Below are 18,698 nucleotides of genomic sequence, written 5' to 3'. Positions count from 1 at the left end.
CGATCACCTCTCGCTCTCCTCGTCCTCTTCCGGCTCCTCGTCCTCTTCCGGCTCCTCGTCGAGCTCCTCCTCGTCGCCGAGGTCCTCCTCGTCCTCCGCGTACTCCTCGTCGTAGGCCTCGTCCTCCTCGGCCTCGCGCTCGCGCGCCTCCTCGTCGGTCTCCTCGACCTCGCCCTCGTGGATCTCGCCGCGCCAGCCCTCGACCTGGTCGGCGTCGCGCAGGAGGTGCACCATGACGTGGCGGCGGAAGTGCTTGAGCTCCAGCCGGGCCCGGCGGCCGGGCGCCCGCCAGAGGTTGCCGGTCCGCTCGACCATCCCCTTGGGGTAGTACTCGAGCACGACGACCACCCTGGTCAGCCGCGGCGCCAGCTCGTGGAACGTCACGGCCCCGTCGACGTGGCCCTTCTCCCCCGACGAGCGCCAGACGATCAGCTCGTCCGGCACCTGCTCGAGGATCGTCGCCGACCACGTGCGGTGCGACCAGAACACCTGCGCCTTGAAATCCAGCTTCTCGTCGGACGTCTGCTCGACGCTCTCGACCTTCTTCATGAAGCCGGCGAAGTCCTGGAACTGCGTCCACTGGTCGTAGACGACGCGGACCGGGGCGCCGATGTCGATCTCCTCGACGATGTTCGTGGAGCGGGTCGCCTTGTCACCCTTCGTGCCGTCGTTCGAGCCGCCGCGGGAGAAGACGCCCGCGACCTTGTCCTTGACGCCGCCGACGGCGCCCTTGACCGCGCCGGGCAGGCCGTCCTTCGCAGCGCCCGCCAGCGCGGAGGCGCCGATCGGCCCGCCGCCGGCGATGTCGTCGAGCTTGTCGGTCGCCTTGCCGATGCGGCTGCCGGCGGACTGGATCGCCCACTCGCCGAGCGACGTGAGCCCGTTCTTCGCCTCGTCCTTGAGCCGGTCCAGCGGCAGCTCGTCGAGCACGCCGCGCAGGCTCTGGTCCGGGCGGGCGTCGGTGTCGGTGCGTGCCATGCGGGTCACCTCCCCGAACCGGCGCGGGAGCGGCCGGACGACGCGGTCTTCTTCGCCGTCCGCTTCCGGGCCGGCTTCTCCTTGCGTGCCGGCGCCGAGCGCTTGGCCGGCGCCTTCTTCGCGGCGCGCTTGCGCGGGCGCTTCTCCTCGGCGGGCTCTTCCTCGGCCGGTTCCTCCTCGGCCGTTTCCTCCTCCGCGACGTCCTCGACGTCGTCGGAGTCGCGGCCGCCGCTGATCGGGGTCCGCTCGGTGACCGCACCGGTCAGCCGGTCGGATCGGTCCCGGATGGAGTCGCTGAGGTGGTCGATGCGCTGGCCCACCACGCCGACGGCGGCGCCGCGGGCGGCGGTGTACAGCGTCGTACGGACCTGGTCGGTGAGCTGCGCCAGCTCGGGGCGGCTCTCGACGAGCTCGCCGGCCTGGCGCAGCATGCCGCGCGGATCGGTGGCCAGTCGCTTGCCGGCCAGCATGCTGCCGATCGCGATCGCCAGCTTCAGTCGCTTCCTGCGGCCGAGAATGTAGCCGCTGGCCGCCGCCATGGCGACCCTGGTAGCCGTGTTCATCGCACCCTCCCTCGGGTGTGTGGTTCGTGTCTTCGCCGCGCTCGCCGCCGGTCAGGCGGCCAGCCGCAGCAGTCGCCGGAGCATCGGGATGCTCGGGTAGAGGTCCTCCTCGACCCGCTCCGCCAGCAGAGCGGCGTACTCGGCGACGTCGTCGTCAGTGAGCAGCGCCTCGATGTGGTCGAGCATCGTCGGCGAGGGGTATCGGTCCGCCTCGACCTTGCGCATCAGCGCATCGAGGACGGTCTTCCGGACCGCTTCCTGGTTTCGCGTCGGCATGTGCCCTCCAAGAGCCGATCGAGTGACTCGACGCTCGGCGGTTACCACCCCACGAGTGCGGCAAACGGGTTGATCCCGGACCTTTCGGACCGTCATTCCCCAGCGCATGCGAGGACGTCGGCGGGGTACGCGCGCGGGCGGCGACGCGGGCCGGCTCATGGTCGGCGGGGACGTGGACGTGGCATCGGCCCGGTCGACTCGGGGTACGGGCCGACGAGACACGACCACGGGAGGTCGCCATGCCCAGCAAGTCGGCGAACGTCAAGAACGAGAAGCAGTACGAAGCCCTCAGGGACAAGGGCATGTCGAAGGAGCGGGCGGCACGCATCGCCAACTCCCCCGGCGCGTCGAAGCGTGGCGGGGAACAGAGCGGCTCCGGCGGCGACAGCTCGCAGGGCGGCACCACCGCGCAGAAGAAGAAGGCGGGCCGCAAGGGCGGGAAGGCGACCGCACGCAAGAGTTGAGCCACGCGAGCGGCCGCCGACCCTTCCGGCGTGCGTGCCGGCTCAGCTCGGCCGGCGCACCCGGTAGCGCAGGTGGATCACCCGGTCGCCCCGCATCATGACGTCGGGATCCTCCAGCAGCTGCTGCGCGGCTACCGACCCGAAGAAGCGTTTGCCGGACCCGAACACGACGGGCACGACGTCCATGCGCACCTCGTCGACCAGACCTGCGGCCAGCAGCTGGCCGCCGACGTCGCCGGCGGCGACCTCGACGACGCGGTCGCCGGCGAGCTCCTGCGCCTTGGCCATGGCCGCCTCGATGCCGTCGACGAAGTGGAACGGCGCCTCGGGGTCCCAGCCGTCGGGCGCCGGCCGGTGTGTCACGACGACCACGTGGTCGATACCGGCCGGAGGCGTCCCGTCCCAGCCGTCGGTGATGTCGAAGACGTGGCGGCCGGCGACCGTCACCCCGATCTCGTTCCAGTACGCCCGGGTGTAGTCGTACGACACCTGCGACACCTTCAGCGCGCCGCTCTCGTCCAACGGGACGTCACCGCTGGTCAACCAGTCGAACAGCGGTCCGGGCTGGTCGTTCTCGTCGGCGATGAAGCCGTCCACCGACACCGCGCTGTACATGACTACCTTGCCCATCGGGCGCTCCTCTGCCTTGGGTGCCCCAAATTAGCGGGTCGTGAGCTGTCGCTCTTGTAAGAAATCAATCGGCCGGCAGCGGCCAGTTGTCCAGCACGTGGCCGGGATGTTCGCGCTGGAACCGCCGCCGGACTTCGACGTACCGGGTCGGCGTGAGCCCGGTGAACGCCCGGAACTCGTGGCCGAAGTGGGCCTGGTCGAAGTAGCCCGCGCGAGCGGCGAGGCCGGCCCAGTCGACCGGTCCGGCGGGGTCGAGCGCGAACACGGTGGCGGCGAAGCGGTAGGTGCGGGCCAGCCGCTTCGGTGTGACGCCGACGAGCTCCTTGAACCGCAGCGCCAGCTGAGTGCTGCTGACACCGGCCGCCACGCTCAGGTCGCCGATCGGCACCGCCCCGGTGGTCGCCGCGATGACCCTGCTCGTGTGACGGACCAGCCCGAGGCCGGCGGTCTCGCACAGCCGTCGCAGCAGCTCCTCCTCGAGCAGCGTCAGCATCTCGTGCGGCCCGTCCGCCGTGGCCAGCCGCTCTCGCAGCTCGGCAACGGCGGGCCGGGCCCAGACCTGCTCCACCGTCACCGGCCGGTCACACAGCTCGGCCGCGGGCATCGGCAGGAACGGCGCGAGCCCCCACGGCTTGAAGTGCACGCCGACGGACCGGGTCCAGGGTGGGTAGCCGAACTCCCACGCGCGGGTGGGCATGGTGACCACGCATCCGTCGGCGTACTCGGCCGCCTCGAGGTCGGCGCCGGCGCGGATGCGGAACGGCGCCCCGAGGTTGACGATGAGCAGCGCCGCCGGCGGCGGCAGCATCAGCCGGGCGTACGGCGGCGCGCCCTCCAGGTAGTAGAGGTCGTCGATCAGCCCGTCCAGCGGCGGTCGCGGCACTCGGGACACGTACTCCACAGCCCCAGCATCGCGGATCACTCCTCACATCGGTGGTCGACCCGGGGTCAGGATTCGCCGGCTGCGCACCCGTTCGGGCCGTATCCCGTAGGCGATGACCCGTCCCATGAGGCCGGCGACCAGTCCGGTGCCCGCCCCGGCGCCGTCGTCGGTGTCCGGGCCGGGTCCGGCCGTCGCACCGTTGAGGTCGACCCGCAGCGCGGCGCGTTGCAGCAGCTGAATCGTGGTCGTGGGGAGCCTTCGACGCCGCTGGACCGCCGCCAGGGCCGATCGCGGCACCGGGAGTCCCTCGTCCTGACACCTGAGCAGCGGTTCGACCAGCGTGTTGGCCGTGGCGACCGCGTCCTGCACGGCGAGGTTCACCCCGACGCCACCGACGGGCGACATGCAGTGTGCGGCGTCGCCGATGACCAGCAGGCCCGGCACATGCCAGCGGCGCAGCCGATCGACGCGCACGTCGAGGAAGTTGAGCGCGTCGATGGACTCGATCTCACCGACCCGGTCGGCGAGGAACGGGGCCAGCCGCACCACCGTGTCGCGAAACGCCTCGATGCCGGCCGCACGCAGCGCCCGGATGCCGTCGCCCTTCGGGATCTCGACGAATGACTGCCAGTAGGAGCCGCGATCGATCAGCCCGAGGACGTCCCCGCCGTCGAGCCGGAGGGTGATGCCCTCCGTCGGGTCGTCGTCACGCCGGGAGAGGCGGAACAGCACGACGTCGATGGACACGCCCTTCGCACGGGGGTGCAGGCCGACCGCGGCGCGAGTGGCCGACCGCCGCCCGTCGGCGGCGATGACCAGCTCGGCCCGAAGCTCGTGGTGCTCGTCGCCGTGGCGGTAGCGGATGCCGCGGACCCGGCCGTCCACGCGCAGGACGTCGTGCAGCGACGAGTTCATCAGCAGCCGGAAGTTGGGGTACCGCGCTGCCTCGCCGGTGATGAAGTCGAGGAAGTCCCACTGCCCGATCATCGTGATGTACGGGAACTTGACCTTCAGCCGCCGGAAGTCGGCCAGCTCGCGGCGCCGGCCCGCTCGGATCATGCTCATCGAGCCGATCTTCTGATGCGGCCGGGCGTGCAGCCTCTCGGCCAGCTCCAGCTGGTCCAGCACGTCGAGTGTCGCTGGGTGGACGGTGTCCCCGCGGAAGTCGCGCAGGAAGTCGCCGTGCCGCTCCAGCAAGGTCACGTCGACCCCGGCGCGGGCCAGCAGCAGCGCCACCATGGCCCCGGCCGGACCGCCCCCGACGACGCACGCGGTGGTGGCTTCACTCTCGGCGCCCGACATGCCAGCCCCTTTCTTCAGCAATGACGAAGAAAACGTAACAGGCCGTCGCCAGATACTTCAACAGTGTTGGAGATAACGTCGCCGCGGCTAAGCTGGGCCGCGATGAGCAGCGTGGACAGCCCCGATCCGGAGGCCAGGCCGAACCGCCAGGGCCGATGGCGGAGCGGACAGGAGAGCAAGCGCAGGATCCTGGACGCCGCCAGAGTGAGCTTCGCCGCGAACGGCTACCAGCGCGCGACCGTCCGGTCCATCGCCGCGGACGCCGAGGTCGACCCCGCGATGATCCACTACTTCTTCGGGCGCAAGGACCAGCTCTTCGCCGCGGTCATGAGCATGGCCGACAGCCCGCGCGAACCCATCGGCAGACTGCTCGCCGACGGCCTGGACGGGTTCGGCGCCCGGCTGGTCCGGCGGTTCCTCGAGGTATGGGACGCGACGGAGCGGGTCGAGCCACTCCTGATCATGGCGCGTTCCGCCGACGACGCCGACGTCTCGGCCATGCTGCTGCGGGAGTTCATCGACCAGGAGTTCACCGCGCAGCTGGTCGCGGCGCTGGACACGCCCGATGCGGCGCTGCGGTGCGACCTCGTGTGCGCCCAGCTGCTCGGGGTGGCCGTGGCCCGGTACTCGCTCCAGCAGGAACCGCTGGCCTCGGCCGGCCACGACACCCTGGTCGCCTGGCTGGGCCCGATCGTTCAGGGCCTGCTCACCGGACCGCCGCCGAGCGACGCCACCCGCGGGTAGCCCAGGCGTTCGCGCAGCCGCAGCGCCGCGGCCGTGGCGGCGAAGGCACGGACGGCCGCGGCGTCGCGGGCCGCGGCGTTGATCGCGAGGACGATGGTGATGGTGATCTCGGGGTCCACGAGTGGCAGCGTCCGGAGCCCGGAGGAGCTCGAGCCGTCGTCGGAGAGCAGGGTGTGCGGCCCGATGGTGGCCCACTGACCACCGTGGACGTGCGCCGACAACGACGCCACGGACTCGGCGACGACCTGCGGGTCGATCTCGATGCCATGTGCGGCGAAGGCGTCGTCGATGGCCTGGCGCACCCGCATCCGCTCGTTCAGGAGCACCAGCGGAAGCCGGGCCGCGTCGGCCCAGCCGATCTGGGTGGCGCCGGCCGGCAGCAGCTCCGGGCTCGCGGCCAGCACGTAGCGTTCCTCGTACAGCGGCAGCACGTGCAGCCCGTCCTGGTCCCCCGGCGACAGATAGCCGATGCCGGCGTCGAGCTCGAAGCCGCGCAGGCGTCGTTGCAGTTCGGGGGCGGACAGATGCTCGGACAGCCGCACGTGCGCCAGCGGATGCCGGGCGCAGAAGGCGCGGATGACCGTGACCGCGGCCGCCGCGGTGGTGGGCCCGACGCCGAGCCGAAGAGTCCCGCCGACGCCGGTCTGCATCGCGCTGACCTCGGCCTTCAGCGCGTCGTGCTCGGCCAGGATCCGGCGCGCCCACCCGACCAGGCGCTCGCCCTCCGGCGTCAGTCCCTCGAACGCGTGCACCCGGTTGATGAGCGCGACGCCGAGCTCGTCCTCGAGCTTGGCGATACCGGCCGACAAGGCGGGCTGCGACACGAAGCACTTGTCCGCGGCACGCGCGAAATGGTGCTCGTCCGCGACGGCGACGAAGTACTCCAGTTGCCGGAACTGCATCTCGGGCCTCACCGGGAAGGCTGAGACGAGTCTATCGGGCTCCTTCGCGGCCCGGAGCCTGTGCCGTCAGTCGTGCGACGACCAGCCCGTGAACGCGGGCGGCATGCGCAGCCGATAGACGACGGCTCCGTTCCGGGTCGCCACGCGGGCGTAGCGAGGCGAGCGAGCCGTCACCTCACGGGCGCCGGCCAGAATGATGTTCTCGGCCGGGGAACCGTCCGCCAAGGGCAGCACCACGAAGGACGGACCTCCGACTCCACCGCTCTCGAGGCGTGCGACGTAGTCGCCGGCGGGCACGGCCCGCGGCGGGCGGGCGACGAGGGCGCCGGCCGGCACGATGTAGGACCTCACGGCCTCCTGGACGACCGTCAGGTCGTCGACGGGAAGGACTTCTGCTCGGGCGTTCATGGCACGCCCCTTTCCTCTCACGAGCTACTCTTCGAGTATCTCCCCCGGGCTCGGCGCACGTCCAAGCACGATCACCGATGAGGCGATAGGCGGCCTCTATCACGCGCTCGCCCCGTGGTCGTCGGGCTGCGGCTGGCCGACGGTCGCGAGGTCGTGGTCAAGATCCGTCCGGACTCGCCGCGCCTGGCGGCATGCGTCGAGGTCCAGCGCCGCTTGTTCCAGGCCGGCTATCCGTGCCCGCAGCCGCTCACGGGCGGGCGCCGAGCCGATCGGCGAGGACGTCGCGACCGCCGAGTCCCACGTCCCCGGCGGCGCCATGCTCCCGAGCGCGGGCGATGCGGCCCGGGCCTTCGCCGACGCGTTCGCGCAGCTGATCATGCTGGCCCCGCGGCCGGACGAGGTGCCCACCCTCGAGCCGGCAACCTGCGCTGGAGCGGTGACGCGTTGCTGGTGGTGCACGACTGGGACAGCATGATCGCCGACGAGCTCGAACGGTCCTGGGCGGCCGGTGTCTGGACCCGGGCCTACGACGCCAAGTACCAGCACGTGGCCGGGCAGCCCATCACCTCGCTGTCCGAGGCCGAGGCCCGGGAGCGCCTCCGTCGTGCCGAGACGGGTGGTGCTTGACCAGGACCCACGGGTGCGGTTCTACGGTCGGCCGATGTCCATGCACCGGATTCTGCACCTCTCCGACACCCATGTCTCCGCGACCGGGGCCGATGCCGACGGCGTCGACGGTCTGGCGGCGCTGCGCGGGTTGCTTCGCGATCTTCACGACGTTCCTGACATCGACGCGGTGGTGGTCACCGGTGACATCGCCGACGACGGGTCGGCCGCGGGTTGTCGTGCCGTGCGAGAGGCCGTCGGCGACTTCGCCCGGGAGCGCGGTGTTCCGCAGATCTACACGACCGGCAACCACGACGACCGCGCCGCGTTCGAGGAGGCACTCGGCTCGGGGCACCTGGACGCCGGCGGCCGTGACGTCGGCCGGCTGGTGGCGGGCCCCGGCGTCCGCTGTGCCGTGAGCGAGGTCGGCGGGCTGCGGATCATCACCCTGGACTCGCTGGTGCCCGGATCGGCCTACGGTGAGCTCGGAGACGAACAACTCGTCGGCCTGCGGCAGCTGCTGAGCCGGCCGGCTCCGGCCGGCAGTGTGATCGCACTGCATCACCCCCGATCGACCCGCCGTACTCCCCGCTGGCCATGATCGGGTTGCGTTCTCCGGAACGACTCGCGGCCGCGATCGCCGGCACCGACGTCCGAGCGGTCCTGTGTGGCCATTTCCACCTCCAGCTGTCCGGGTCGCTGGGCGCCGTGCCGGTCTGGGTCGTCCCCGGCGTCGTCACGAGGATCGATCTCACCGCCGCGCCCCGGTTCGCCCGGGCGGTGACCGGCGCCGGAGCCGCCCTCGTCGACCTGCCACCCGGGTCCGGCCTGCGGTGCCACACGCTGATGGCGCGCGATCCGGGCGCCGGCCGGGAGGTGTACCTGGTGGACCGGTTCTGAGGGCGACCTGATGATCGCTTGACCCGCACCCCGGGGTGCGGGTCTACCGTGCTGGCATGCGGGTCGGAGAGGTGATGCGGCGCACGGGCGCTTCGCTGCGCGCGCTGCGCTACTACGAAGAGCAGGGGCTGGTCGTCCCGGCGCGTCATCCCAACGGCTACCGCGACTACGGCGAGCTGGCGGTCGAGCAGGTGCGGCAGATCCGCGAACTCACCCGGCTCGGCCTGCGGGTCGAGCAGACCCGGCCGTTCGTCGAATGCCTCGCCTCCGGGCACCTCAGCCCGGACGAGTGCGTGTCGTCGCTGGCGGCCTACCGCAGCGCGATCGACGGGCTCACCGAACGCATCGACGCGTTCACGAACTGGCGGTCGCTGCTGCAGGCGAGACTCGACGACGCGGCCGGTCGCGGGATGCCCGAGGTCCCCGTACCGCCGGCTCCCGGGCCGGCGCCGTCTCCGGTGGACGTCACGCGGCTGACCGGACGGCCGCTGCCCATGACCGTCCTCCCCTCGACCGGCGGCGACGAGGTGTGTCTCGGGCGCATGCCGCGGCGTTCGGTGATCTATTTCTACCCATTGACGGGACGCCCGGGTGTCGACCTGCCGGAGGGCTGGGACACCATCCCGGGGGCCCGGGGCTGCACCGAGGAGGCGTGTGGGTTCCGCGACCATCACGCCGAGCTGCTCGCCGCCGGCGCCGGCGCGGTCTACGGCCTGTCGTCGCAGCCCACGCCCTATCAGACGGAAGTGGCACGGCGACTGCGGCTGCCCTACGACCTGCTCTCCGACCCGGCCCTGGACGTAGCCGGCGCCCTCGGCCTGCCGACGTTCGATGCCGGCCCGCACCGCTTGTACACCCGGCTGACGCTCGTCGTCGACGCCGGTGCGATCGCCCACGTGTGGCATCCGGTCGGCTCACCGGGTGCGCACGCGGGTCAGGTGCTGGCCTGGCTGCGCGATGCTGAAGAGCTCGCCTCGTGAGTGCGGCCGCCGCGCGGGTCACGGTTCGTTCCGCCGTAGGCGCTGACCTGGAGCAGGTCCTGCGGCTCTGGACCTCCTCGGCCGGGCCGACGCGGACGCCGGGACGATGGCGCGACGTCTGGCGGCTGCTCGACCGGGATCCGGATGCTCTCGTCGTGGCCGAGTGCGCCGGTGAGGTGATCGGTGCGGTCATCGTCGGCTGGGATGGCTGGCGCTGCCACCTCTACCGTCTCGCCGTCCATGCCGATCACCGCCGCTGCGGAGTTGCCGGCGCGCTGGTCGATGAGGCACGGCGCCGCGCCCTGCTGATGGGTGCGGTCCGTGTCGACGCCATGGTGGCGGCCGGCAACGCGTCTGCCATCACCTTCTGGGAGTCCGAAGGCTTCACGCTCGACGACGCGGCCGGGCGCTGGTCGCTGGTCCTCTGACCGACGCCCGCGGTGCGCTGGTCGGGAACGGCGACCCGCACCCGGGTTCATGCCCTGGCAGCCAGGATGTGCGCGAGCACGGCGGTGTAGTCGTCCGCCGCGTGCCCGGCCGCTTCCGCCTCGGTGAACCACGCCCGCATGGCCGAGCTCACCTTCAGGGGCGGGCCGGTCGCCGCCGCTGCCGCCGCGATCAGGTCGGCATCCTTCCTGGCCAGTTCCAGGGCGAATCTGGGCGGGTAGGCGCCGGCCTCCAGCGCCGGCCGGCGCCGCTGCGCCTGTGCCGCCAGCGGGGTGTGCGACAGCGCGGTGAAGATCGCCTCGAGGGGCAGGCCCAGCCGCCGGCCGATCGCGATGCTCTCCCCCAGAACACCGAGGGCGCCGAAGAGCGCGTTGTTGGCCAGCAGCTTGGCCGCGGTGCCGAACCCCAGGGCGCCCAGGCCGACCACGGAGCCGAGCTCGCTCAGCACGGGAGCGCACCGCTCGACGGCCGCGTCGGTGCCGCCACACAGGATCGTGAGCGTCCCGCCGTCGGCCTCCGCGAGGCTGCCCAGCACCGGCGCGTCCAGGAGAAGGGTGTGCTCGGGCAGCCGGGCGCGCAGCGCGTGCACGGATTCCACCGTCACGGTGGACAGCTGCACGACGGCGCCGGCGGCGCCGGCGGCGCCCAGTCCACGGGCCAGACCGTCCGGGCCGTCGACGACCGCATCGAGTGCGGCCGGGTCGGACACCATGACCAGGACGACTTCCGCACGGCGCGCCGCGTCGGCCGGGCTGGCGGCCGCGCCGGCACCGGCGGCGACCAGCGGCTGGACCTTCGCCTCGGTGCGGTTCCACACGACGACGTCATGGCCCCGCGTCACCAGCCGGCGAGCGATCCGTGAACCCATGGCTCCCAGACCGACGACCGCGATCCTGGGCGGCTCCGCCGCCCCCGCACCCGCTCGCTTCGCGTGTTCTCCCATCTCGAGCACGCTAGACCGGAACCCCCGGGTCCAGGTCAAGCGATCGGGATCCGCACCGAGGTGGAGCCGGCGCGGGCGCGGCCAGCGGCTCGTCGTCGGGTGAAATGGCGAGCGGCCATGTCGTGTCCTCGAGGAGGACGGCCGACATGACCGCTGACCAGCAGATGGGGTGGAGCTGAGGGGACTCGAACCCCTGACCCCCTCCATGCCATGGAGGTGCGCTACCAGCTGCGCCACAGCCCCGTGCCGAACGGCTTCGTAAGCTTAGCCGACGGCTGGGTGAACCTCATAATCGGATCCGCCCGCGGTGACCGGCCCCGTGGAGCGGCCGATCGACCTCGGAGAGAGTACCAGGTCACCCCTCTTCGATCACCACCGGAGTGGGCAGGGTGCCGGCGTTGTGCTCCACCAGGATCCAGCCGTCGTCGCCCTCTCGCAGCATGGACCACGAGCAGTTGGACAGCCCGCCGACGTTGGTGAAGCGGTGCAGCGGCATGCCGATGAGCGCGGCGATGCCGAGCCGGGCCGCGCCGCCGTGGGAGGTGAGGACGGCGAGGCCGTTCTCAGGCAGCTGGGCGGCGGCGGCGTTGACGGCGGCGAACATCCGCTCGGCCACCTCCTGACGGGTCTCGCCGCCGCCGACGCGCAGCAGCGGGTCGCCGCCGCGCCAGGCCTTGTACTGGTCGGGCCAGCGGGCGGCGATCTCGGCGGACGTGCAGCCCTGCCAGTCGCCGGCGAACGTCTCGCGCAGCCGCGGGTCCAGGGCGACGTCCAGGCCGACGAGGGCGGCCAGCGCCGCCATGGTGTCCTGGGCGCGCTGCAGGTCCGACGACACCAGCAGGTCCGGCGCGAGCGCGGCCAGCCGGGCGGCCGCGTCGCGCGCCTGCTCGCGGCCGAGCTCGTCGAGGTCGACGTCGGTCTGGCCCTGGAACCGCCCGGCGGCGTTCCACTGGGTGCGTCCGTGCCGCCAGAGGACGACGCGGCGGCTCACCCCTCGTCCCCGGAGCGCGGGCCCCGTCCGGCGTTGACCTCGGCCGGCAGCTCGATGGTCGGGCAGTCCTTCCACAGCCGCTCGAGGGCGTAGAACACCCGCTCCTCGGCATGCTGCACGTGCACGACGATCTCGACGTAGTCGAGCAGCACCCAGCGCCCCTCACGCTCGCCCTCACGGCTGACGGGACGGGCGCCGAGGTCGCGCAGCCGCTCCTCGACGGCGTCGACGACGGAGCGCACCTGGCGGTCGTTGGAGGCCGAGCACACCAGGAAGACGTCCGTGATCGCCATGCGCTCGGACACGTCGAAGGCGACGATGTCGTCGGCCAGCTTGTCGGACGCGGCCTCCGCGGCGGCGACCGCCAACTGGATGGCGCGATCGGTTGCGGTCAAGCGGCGTTCCTTTCTGTGTGGGACCGGTGAGTCGACCGGTCCAGAGTCTCATGCCTCGACGTAGAGGCCGCGTTTGTTGATGTACTGGACGATGCCGTCGGGCACGAGGTACCAGATGGGCTCGTCGCCGGCGACGCGCTGCCGGCACTCGCTGGACGAGATCGCCAGTGCGGGCACCTCGACCAGCGTGACCTTGCCCTCGGGCAGTCCCACGGCGGAGAGGTCGTGCCCCGGCCGGGTGCAGCCGACGAAGTGCGCGAGGTCGAACAGCTCGTCGTGGTCGCGCCAGGACAGGATCTGCCCCAGCGCGTCGGCGCCGGTGATGAAGAACAGCTCGGTGTCGTCGCCGTACTGCGCGCGCAGGTCGCGGAGGGTGTCGACGGTGTACGTGGGGCCGGCGCGGTCGATGTCGACCCGGCTGACGGAGAACACCGGGTTCGACGCGGTGGCGATGACCGTCATCAGGTAGCGGTCCTCGGCCGGGGTGACGTCGCGGCCCGTCTTCTGCCACGGCTGCCCGGTGGGCACGAACACCACCTCGTCGAGGTGGAACCAGTGCTGGACCTCGCTGGCCGCCACCAGGTGACCGTGATGGATGGGGTCGAACGTCCCACCCATGACGCCGAGGCGTTTCGGGTTGCTCACCGACGACACCGTAGTGCCCGCAGCCTGCTCAGGCGTGCGCGCGGCCCTTGCCGAAGCTCAGCACGATGAGCAGCAGCACGACCAGGATGGCGAACGCGGAGAGCCCCCAACCCCACGCGGGGAAACCCTCCGACGACGAGGAGTGCGCCTCCTCGGCCAGCAGCACGACGGTGTCCATGAGGCAGAAGCCTACCGTCAGCCCCGCACGTGTCCGTCACCGGTGACGACGTACGTGGTGGTGGTCAGCTCCGGGAGGCCCATCGGGCCCCTGGCGTGCAGCTTCTGCGTGGAGATGCCGATCTCGGCGCCGAAGCCCAACTGCTCGCCGTCGGTGAACCGGGTGGAGGCGTTGACCATGACGGCGGCGGAGTCGGTGGTGGCCGCGAACCGCCGCGACGCCGCCAGCGACCGCGTGACGATGGCCTCGGTGTGCCCGCTCCCCCAGCGCCGGATGTGCGCGACGGCGTCGTCGAGGGTGTCGACGACGGCGGCGGCGAGGTCGAGCGAGAGGTACTCGGCGGACCAGTCGTCGTCGGTGGCCGGAACGACGGCGTCGTCGTAGCCCTGGACCCGCTCGTCGCCGTGGACGGTGACGCCGGCCGCGCGCAGGGCGGCCAGCGCCGACGGCAGGAACTCGGCGGCGACGCCGGCGTGCACCAGCAGCGTCTCGGCGGCGTTGCACACGCTGGGCCGCTGCGTCTTGGCGTTGAGCAGGATCTGCAGCGCCATGGCGAGGTCGGCGTCGGCGTCGACGTACACGTGGCAGTTGCCGACCCCGGTCTCGATGACGGGGACGGTGGACTCTTCGACCACGCTGCGGATGAGGCCGGCGCCGCCACGCGGGATCAGCACGTCGACCAGGCCGCGCGCCCGCATGAGCTCCTTGGCCTGGTCGCGCCCGCCCAGGACCAGCTGGACGGCGGCGCGCGGCAGCCCGGCGTCCTCGGCGGCCGCGGCCAGCACGCCGACGATGGCCTCGTTGGAGTCGGCCGCGCTGGACGAACCCTTGAGCAGGACGGCGTTGCCGCTCTTCAGCGCCAGCCCGGCGGCGTCGGCGGTGACGTTGGGGCGAGCCTCGTAGATGATGCCGACGACGCCCAGCGGCACCCGGCGCTGCGTGACCTGCAGGCCGTTGGGCAGCGTGTAGCCGCGTACGACCTCGCCGACGGGGTCGGGCAGCCCCGCGACCTGCCGCAGCCCGCCCGCCATGCCGGCGATGCGCGGCTCGTCGAGCCGGAGGCGGTCGATCATGGCGTCGGCGGTGCCGGTCTCGCGGGCCCGCTCGACGTCGGCGGCGTTGCGCTCGATGATCGCCGCGGCGTTGGCCTCGAGCGCGCCGGCCATGGCATGCAGGGCGGCGTCCTTCTCGGCGCGGGTGCGGACGGCGAGGTCGGCGGCGGCGCCGCGGGCGGCGCGGCCGAGGTCGGCGACGGTGGTGGTCACCCAGCCAGTCTAGATGAGTGGCCCGAATGGCCTGGGGCTGGTCGTACGGGTGAGAACCGCGCCGCACCTGCCACCGCGCCCGCGAGAACGACGCTCGCGGCGACACGGGGGAGACGTCCTCAGGATGCGCGTCGAGCGCGGAGAAAGGGGGGTTCCGAGGCGCTGGGAACCCGATCTCTTCCATGATCAACTCGGGCGGACGGGGCGCGGGCGCGGAGCGGCGAACGGCAGCAGGGGTGCACGGTCACAGCCACCCGTTGATGGGCGAGCCAGATGGCCGCCCGAGGGATCATTCGGACTCAGTCATCCAGCGGTGAACGCCGCCAGCCGGTCGGCCAGCTCGACCGGCCGGCTGAGCGCGGCGTAGTGGCCGCCGTCCATCTCGTCGGGCTCGAGGCCGAGCCGCTCCCGGGCGTGGCGCCGGGCGAACGGGGCCGGGAACATCCGGTCGTCCCGGCAGAGCAGGTACCGGGTCGGTGTGTCCGGCCACGCCGCCAGCGGCCACGGCTCCCGCAGCGCCCGGGAGTCCTCGCCCCGCTCCCGCCGCCGCGCCTCGGCCGCCAGCTCGGGCGGCACGTCGTGGTAGAAGACGTCGTCGAGGCCGGTCCCCTGATAACCGGTGGCGGCCCACCAGTCCGCGAACGTCTCGCCCGGCGCCGGGATCATCGCCGCCACCAGCACGAGCAGGCGAGCAGGCACCAGCGGCGCGGTGAACCCACCCAGCGAGTGGCCGACGACCACCGGGTCGCGCCGGACGCCGATCGCCTCGGTGACCACGTCGCGGTAGTCGGCCCAGCCGGCCGACGCGTCGTCGCAGGGCAGGTCGACGGCGACGGCGTCGTGCCCGCGCTCACGCAGCGCCGTCGCGACGAGGTGCCAGTCCCACGCGCTCCCGCCGCCACCGTGGACGAGCGCGAACGTCGCCATCAGCGGCGCGGCCGGCCGAGCAGCACGAGGTCGTCGCGGTGGACGACCTCGCGCTCGTACTCCGGGCCGAGGTCGCGGGCCAGCTCCTTGGTCGAGTGGCCCAGCAGCGCCGGCAGCTCCGCGGCGTCGTAGTTGACGACGCCGCGGGCGATCGCGCGGCCGGACTCGTCCAGCAGGTCGACCGGGTCGCCGGCCGTGAAGGTGCCGGTGACGGCGGTGATGCCGGCCGGCAGCAGCGACGCGCCCCGCTCGACCAGCGCCCGCACGGCGCCGGCGTCGAGCGTGAGCGACCCGCGGCCGTCGGTGGCGTGCTCGAGCCACAGCAGCCGCGTGGCGCGGCGTCCGGCCCGGCGGTGGAACCAGGTGCCGGCGGCGTCGCCGGCCAGCACCGCGGACACCTCGGGCGCCGACGCCAGCACGACGTCGACGCCGGAGCCGGTGGCGATGGAGGCCGCCTCGACCTTCGTCACCATGCCGCCGCTGCCCAGCCCGGACCGCCCGGCCGAGCCGACGTCGATGCCGTCGAGGTCGCTCAGGCTGTGCACGTCGGTGAGCCGCGTGGCGCCCGGCTTGTGCGGATTGCCGTCGTACAGGCCGTCGACGTCGGAGAGCAGCACCAGCAGGTCGGCGTGGACCAGCTGCGCCACCAGCGCGGCCAGCCGGTCGTTGTCGCCGAAGCGGATCTCGTGGGTGGCGACGGTGTCGTTCTCGTTCACCACCGGGACGACGCCGAGCTTCAGCAGCTGGTGCAGGGTCCGGTAGGCGTTGCGGTAGTGCGCGCGGCGGGTGACGTCGTCGACCGTCAGCAGCACCTGGCCCACCCGCAGGCCGTGACCGGCGAACGCGGACGTGTAGGTGGCCATCAGCAGGCCCTGCCCGACGCTGGCGGCGGCCTGCTGCCGGGCGAGGTCACGCGGCCGCGTGGCCAGCCCCAGCGGCGCCAGCCCGGCCGCGATGGCGCCGGACGACACCAGCACGACCTCGCGGCCCGACGCGCGCGCCTTCGCCAGCGCGTCGACCACCGTGGCGACCCGGGCGTCGTCGATGCCGCCCTGCGTGGTGGTGAGCGACGACGACCCGACCTTCACGACCACGCGCTGCGCGGCCCCGACGGCCCCGCGGGCGGTGACCTGGCCGGTCATGACAGCCGGGAGTCAGTCCCGCGGGGGCCGAGGTGCTCGCCGCCGGCGCTGACGCTGGGCTCCCAGTCGAACACGACCGCGTCCTCGCCGCCGATGACGACCTCGTCGCCGGCCCGGGCGCCCGCCGCGATGAGCGCGTCCTCGACACCGAGGCGGGCCAGCCGGTCGGCGAGGTAGCCGACCGCCTCGTCGTTGGTGAAGTCGGTCTGGCGGATCCAGCGCTCGGGCTTCAGGCCGCGGATGCGGTAGCGCTCGCCCTCGTCGGTGACGGTGAACCCGGAGTCGTCGACGGCGGCCGGACGCAGCACCAGGCGGGTCGGCTCGGCCGCGGGCGCGGCCGCACGCGCGGCGGCCACCAGCGAACCCATGGCGTAGGTGAGCTCGCGCAGCCCCTCGTGAGTGGCGGCGGAGACCGGGAAGACCTCCCAGCCGCGCTCCTCGATGTCGGCGCGGACCAGCTCGGCCAGCTCGCGCGCCTCGGGCACGTCGATCTTGTTCAGCGCCACCATGCGCGGGCGCTTGTCGAGGCCGCCGTACTTCTCCAGCTCGGCCTCGATGAGGTCGATGTCGGTGAGCGGGTCGCGGCCGGGCTCCATGGTCGCGAGGTCGACGACGTGCAGCAGCGCCTTGCACCGCTCGACGTGGCGGAGGAAGGCGTGGCCCAGGCCGCGGCCCTCGCTGGCGCCCTCGATCAGCCCCGGGACGTCGGCGACGGTGTAGCGGACGTCGCCGGCCTCGACGACGCCGAGGTTCGGCACCAGGGTGGTGAACGGGTAGTCGGCGATCTTCGGCCGCGCCGCGGAGATGGCGGCGATGAGGCTGGACTTGCCGGCGCTCGGGAACCCGACCAGCCCGATGTCGGCGACGCTCTTCAGCTCGAGCACGACGTCGCGCGCCTCGCCCGGCTCGCCGAGCAGCGCGAAGCCGGGCGCCCTGCGCCGCTTGCTGGCCAGCGCGGCGTTGCCCAGCCCGCCGCTACCGCCCTGCGCGGCCACGTAGCGGGTGCCGGCGCCGACGAGGTCGACCAGCACCTCGCCGTCGCGGGTGCTGACGACGGTGCCGTCGGGGACCTTCAGCTCGATGTCCTGGCCGTTGGCGCCGGCGCGGTTGCTGCCCTCGCCCTGGCTGCCGCTCTTCGCCTTGCGGTGCGGCGAGCGGTGGTACTCGAGCAGCGTGGTGGTGTTGGGGTCGACGACGAGGACGATGTCGCCGCCGCGCCCGCCGTTGCCGCCGTCGGGGCCGCCCAGGGGCTTGAACTTCTCGCGGTGCACCGACACACAGCCGTGCCCGCCGTCGCCTGCTGCCAGATGCAGCACGACGCGGTCCACGAACGACGGAATGGCCATGGTCTTCTACGTCCTCACGACAAAGGGCGGGCCGGTCGAGTGACCGGCCCGCCCTGATGATTCAGGTGTGTTGCTCGTGTGGAGCGGGGGTCACTCCCCCGCCGGCACGACGATGTTGACGACCTTGCGGCCACGCTTGACGCCGAACTCGACGGCGCCGGCGGAGGTGGCGAACAGGGTGTCGTCCTTGCCCCGGCCGACGTTGTCGCCCGGGTGGAAGTGGGTGCCACGCTGGCGGACGATGATCTCGCCGGCGTTGACCAGCTGGCCGCCGAAGCGCTTCACACCGAGCCGCTGAGCGTTGGAGTCGCGCCCGTTCTTGCTGGACGAGGCGCCCTTCTTGTGAGCCATCTCGAGGTACCTGCCTACTTCGTCTCGATGCCGGTGACCTTGACCTGGGTGTACTTCTGGCGGTGCCCCTGGCGCCGCCGGTACCCGGTCTTGTTCTTGTACCGGAGGATGTGGATCTTCGGGCCCTTGGTGGCACCGACGATCTCGGCCGTGACCGACACACCGGCCAGCTTCGTGGCGTCGGTGGTCACGGTCTCGCCGTCGACGAGCAGGACCGCCGGCAGCGTGACGGTGGCGCCGACCTCGGCGTTGTCGAGCCGATCGACGTCGATGACGTCTCCGACGGAGACCTTTCTCTGGTTACCGCCGCTGCGGACGATCGCGTACACCGCGGACTCACTCTCTCACTCGGGCTTCGGGCGCGCATGCCGACGCTCGGGAGCGGGCACGCGGGTATGGGCGCGAAGAGCGCCGACGCCCTAGGGTACGGAA

At 72.5% G+C, this 18,698-nt stretch carries 27 protein-coding genes and 1 tRNA gene; 7 read left to right on the top strand and 21 right to left on the bottom strand.

Features of this window, described 5'->3' with window-relative positions:
- Positions 1–3: 3 nt before the first annotated feature.
- From BLV02_RS31735 to BLV02_RS31725, 3 genes are read right to left on the bottom strand one after another with little or no spacing between them, the layout of a single operon-like run.
- On the bottom strand, positions 4–978 hold the full coding sequence (locus BLV02_RS31735) for an SRPBCC family protein (RefSeq protein WP_083288759.1): 975 nt from the start codon (positions 976–978) through the stop codon (positions 4–6).
- A 5-nt stretch (positions 979–983) separates the two neighbouring features.
- On the bottom strand, positions 984–1,541 hold the full coding sequence (locus tag BLV02_RS31730; protein WP_069112086.1) for a hypothetical protein: 558 nt from the start codon (positions 1,539–1,541) through the stop codon (positions 984–986).
- Between the two features lie 51 nt (positions 1,542–1,592).
- A complete protein-coding gene (locus tag BLV02_RS31725; RefSeq protein ID WP_069112087.1) occupies positions 1,593–1,817 on the bottom strand; it encodes a hypothetical protein in 225 nt (74 codons plus the stop codon).
- Positions 1,818–2,056: 239 nt separating this feature from the next.
- On the opposite strand from BLV02_RS31725, the gene BLV02_RS31720 reads away from it, so the two are divergent.
- On the top strand, positions 2,057–2,281 hold the full coding sequence (locus BLV02_RS31720) for a DUF7218 family protein (RefSeq protein WP_069112088.1): 225 nt from the start codon (positions 2,057–2,059) through the stop codon (positions 2,279–2,281).
- Positions 2,282–2,323: 42 nt separating this feature from the next.
- Here the strand turns inward: BLV02_RS31720 and BLV02_RS31715 are convergent, their stop codons facing one another.
- From BLV02_RS31715 to BLV02_RS31705, 3 genes are all read right to left on the bottom strand, one after another.
- Complete coding sequence (locus BLV02_RS31715) at positions 2,324–2,911, bottom strand: dihydrofolate reductase family protein (RefSeq protein ID WP_069112089.1); 588 nt, start codon at positions 2,909–2,911, stop codon at positions 2,324–2,326.
- 64 nt (positions 2,912–2,975) lie between these two features.
- Positions 2,976–3,794 carry a helix-turn-helix domain-containing protein gene (locus tag BLV02_RS31710; RefSeq protein WP_069112090.1) on the bottom strand — a complete coding sequence of 273 codons (819 nt, stop codon included), beginning with the start codon at positions 3,792–3,794 and terminating at the stop codon, positions 2,976–2,978.
- Positions 3,795–3,836: 42 nt separating this feature from the next.
- A complete protein-coding gene (locus BLV02_RS31705; RefSeq protein WP_069112091.1) occupies positions 3,837–5,096 on the bottom strand; it encodes an FAD-dependent oxidoreductase in 1,260 nt (419 codons plus the stop codon).
- Between the two features lie 102 nt (positions 5,097–5,198).
- Here BLV02_RS31705 and BLV02_RS31700 point away from each other — a divergent pair, with 102 nt between their 5' ends.
- Entirely contained in the window at positions 5,199–5,840 is a 642-nt protein-coding gene (locus BLV02_RS31700) for a TetR/AcrR family transcriptional regulator (protein ID WP_069112092.1), read from the top strand.
- Here the strand turns inward: BLV02_RS31700 and BLV02_RS31695 are convergent.
- From BLV02_RS31695 to BLV02_RS37350, 3 genes are all read right to left on the bottom strand, one after another.
- Entirely contained in the window at positions 5,792–6,742 is a 951-nt protein-coding gene (locus BLV02_RS31695) for a LysR family transcriptional regulator (RefSeq protein WP_069112093.1), read from the bottom strand. The genes BLV02_RS31700 and BLV02_RS31695 overlap by 49 nt on opposite strands.
- A gap of 66 nt (positions 6,743–6,808) precedes the next feature.
- Positions 6,809–7,150 carry a hypothetical protein gene (locus BLV02_RS31690; protein WP_069112094.1) on the bottom strand — a complete coding sequence of 114 codons (342 nt, stop codon included), beginning with the start codon at positions 7,148–7,150 and terminating at the stop codon, positions 6,809–6,811.
- A gap of 99 nt (positions 7,151–7,249) precedes the next feature.
- Positions 7,250–7,528: a hypothetical protein gene (locus tag BLV02_RS37350; RefSeq protein WP_216094278.1), complete on the bottom strand. Its 279-nt coding sequence runs from the start codon at positions 7,526–7,528 to the stop codon at positions 7,250–7,252.
- A gap of 66 nt (positions 7,529–7,594) precedes the next feature.
- Here BLV02_RS37350 and BLV02_RS37345 point away from each other — a divergent pair, with 66 nt between their 5' ends.
- Genes BLV02_RS37345 through BLV02_RS31670 form a run of 5 tightly spaced genes read left to right on the top strand, consistent with a single transcriptional unit; the run spans position 7,595 to position 10,064 of the window.
- A complete protein-coding gene (locus BLV02_RS37345) occupies positions 7,595–7,777 on the top strand; it encodes a hypothetical protein (RefSeq protein ID WP_069112096.1) in 183 nt (60 codons plus the stop codon).
- A 34-nt stretch (positions 7,778–7,811) separates the two neighbouring features.
- On the top strand, positions 7,812–8,357 hold the full coding sequence (locus BLV02_RS37340) for a metallophosphoesterase family protein (RefSeq protein WP_218133519.1): 546 nt from the start codon (positions 7,812–7,814) through the stop codon (positions 8,355–8,357).
- The gene (locus BLV02_RS37335) at positions 8,354–8,656 is read left to right on the top strand and encodes a hypothetical protein (protein WP_218133518.1); all 303 of its coding nucleotides are present in this window, start codon (positions 8,354–8,356) and stop codon (positions 8,654–8,656) included. The genes BLV02_RS37340 and BLV02_RS37335 overlap by 4 nt, the downstream gene beginning before the upstream one ends.
- A 56-nt stretch (positions 8,657–8,712) precedes the next feature.
- Positions 8,713–9,636 carry a MerR family transcriptional regulator gene (locus tag BLV02_RS31675; protein ID WP_069112097.1) on the top strand — a complete coding sequence of 308 codons (924 nt, stop codon included), beginning with the start codon at positions 8,713–8,715 and terminating at the stop codon, positions 9,634–9,636.
- Positions 9,633–10,064 carry a GNAT family N-acetyltransferase gene (locus BLV02_RS31670; protein WP_069112098.1) on the top strand — a complete coding sequence of 144 codons (432 nt, stop codon included), beginning with the start codon at positions 9,633–9,635 and terminating at the stop codon, positions 10,062–10,064. Before BLV02_RS31675 ends, BLV02_RS31670 begins: the two co-directional genes overlap by 4 nt.
- 47 nt (positions 10,065–10,111) lie before the next feature.
- Here the strand turns inward: BLV02_RS31670 and BLV02_RS36890 are convergent, their stop codons facing one another.
- The 12 genes from BLV02_RS36890 to rplU all read right to left on the bottom strand — a co-directional run bounded on the left by BLV02_RS36890 (position 10,112) and on the right by rplU (position 18,595).
- Complete coding sequence (locus BLV02_RS36890; protein WP_069112313.1) at positions 10,112–11,026, bottom strand: NAD(P)-dependent oxidoreductase; 915 nt, start codon at positions 11,024–11,026, stop codon at positions 10,112–10,114.
- A 170-nt stretch (positions 11,027–11,196) separates the two neighbouring features.
- Positions 11,197–11,269: transfer RNA gene (locus BLV02_RS31660), tRNA-Ala, on the bottom strand.
- 112 nt (positions 11,270–11,381) lie between these two features.
- Positions 11,382–12,017 carry a histidine phosphatase family protein gene (locus tag BLV02_RS31655; protein WP_069112099.1) on the bottom strand — a complete coding sequence of 212 codons (636 nt, stop codon included), beginning with the start codon at positions 12,015–12,017 and terminating at the stop codon, positions 11,382–11,384.
- Positions 12,014–12,412: a ribosome silencing factor gene (rsfS, locus tag BLV02_RS31650; RefSeq protein WP_069112100.1), complete on the bottom strand. Its 399-nt coding sequence runs from the start codon at positions 12,410–12,412 to the stop codon at positions 12,014–12,016. The genes BLV02_RS31655 and rsfS overlap by 4 nt, the downstream gene beginning before the upstream one ends.
- A 48-nt stretch (positions 12,413–12,460) precedes the next feature.
- Entirely contained in the window at positions 12,461–13,066 is a 606-nt protein-coding gene (gene nadD, locus BLV02_RS31645; protein WP_074946845.1) for a nicotinate-nucleotide adenylyltransferase, read from the bottom strand.
- Between the two features lie 19 nt (positions 13,067–13,085).
- Complete coding sequence (locus BLV02_RS36885) at positions 13,086–13,235, bottom strand: hypothetical protein (RefSeq protein WP_171906763.1); 150 nt, start codon at positions 13,233–13,235, stop codon at positions 13,086–13,088.
- Between the two features lie 17 nt (positions 13,236–13,252).
- The gene (locus BLV02_RS31640) at positions 13,253–14,500 is read right to left on the bottom strand and encodes a glutamate-5-semialdehyde dehydrogenase (RefSeq protein ID WP_069112101.1); all 1,248 of its coding nucleotides are present in this window, start codon (positions 14,498–14,500) and stop codon (positions 13,253–13,255) included.
- A gap of 303 nt (positions 14,501–14,803) precedes the next feature.
- A complete protein-coding gene (locus tag BLV02_RS31635; protein WP_069112102.1) occupies positions 14,804–15,427 on the bottom strand; it encodes an alpha/beta fold hydrolase in 624 nt (207 codons plus the stop codon).
- On the bottom strand, positions 15,427–16,569 hold the full coding sequence (proB, locus tag BLV02_RS31630) for a glutamate 5-kinase (RefSeq protein ID WP_069112103.1): 1,143 nt from the start codon (positions 16,567–16,569) through the stop codon (positions 15,427–15,429). The genes BLV02_RS31635 and proB overlap by 1 nt, the downstream gene beginning before the upstream one ends.
- The gene (gene obgE / locus BLV02_RS31625; RefSeq protein WP_069112315.1) at positions 16,566–17,909 is read right to left on the bottom strand and encodes a GTPase ObgE; all 1,344 of its coding nucleotides are present in this window, start codon (positions 17,907–17,909) and stop codon (positions 16,566–16,568) included. Before obgE ends, proB begins: the two co-directional genes overlap by 4 nt.
- A gap of 96 nt (positions 17,910–18,005) precedes the next feature.
- Positions 18,006–18,266: a 50S ribosomal protein L27 gene (gene rpmA / locus BLV02_RS31620; RefSeq protein WP_069112104.1), complete on the bottom strand. Its 261-nt coding sequence runs from the start codon at positions 18,264–18,266 to the stop codon at positions 18,006–18,008.
- A 14-nt stretch (positions 18,267–18,280) separates the two neighbouring features.
- Positions 18,281–18,595 (bottom strand): 50S ribosomal protein L21, encoded by a 315-nt coding sequence (rplU, locus tag BLV02_RS31615; protein ID WP_069112105.1) that lies wholly within the window; start codon positions 18,593–18,595, stop codon positions 18,281–18,283.
- Positions 18,596–18,698 lie beyond the last annotated feature (103 nt).

This window comes from Jiangella alba (assembly GCF_900106035.1).
GTDB lineage: Bacteria > Actinomycetota > Actinomycetes > Jiangellales > Jiangellaceae > Jiangella > Jiangella alba.
This window is presented reverse-complemented; position numbering and strand designations above follow the sequence as displayed.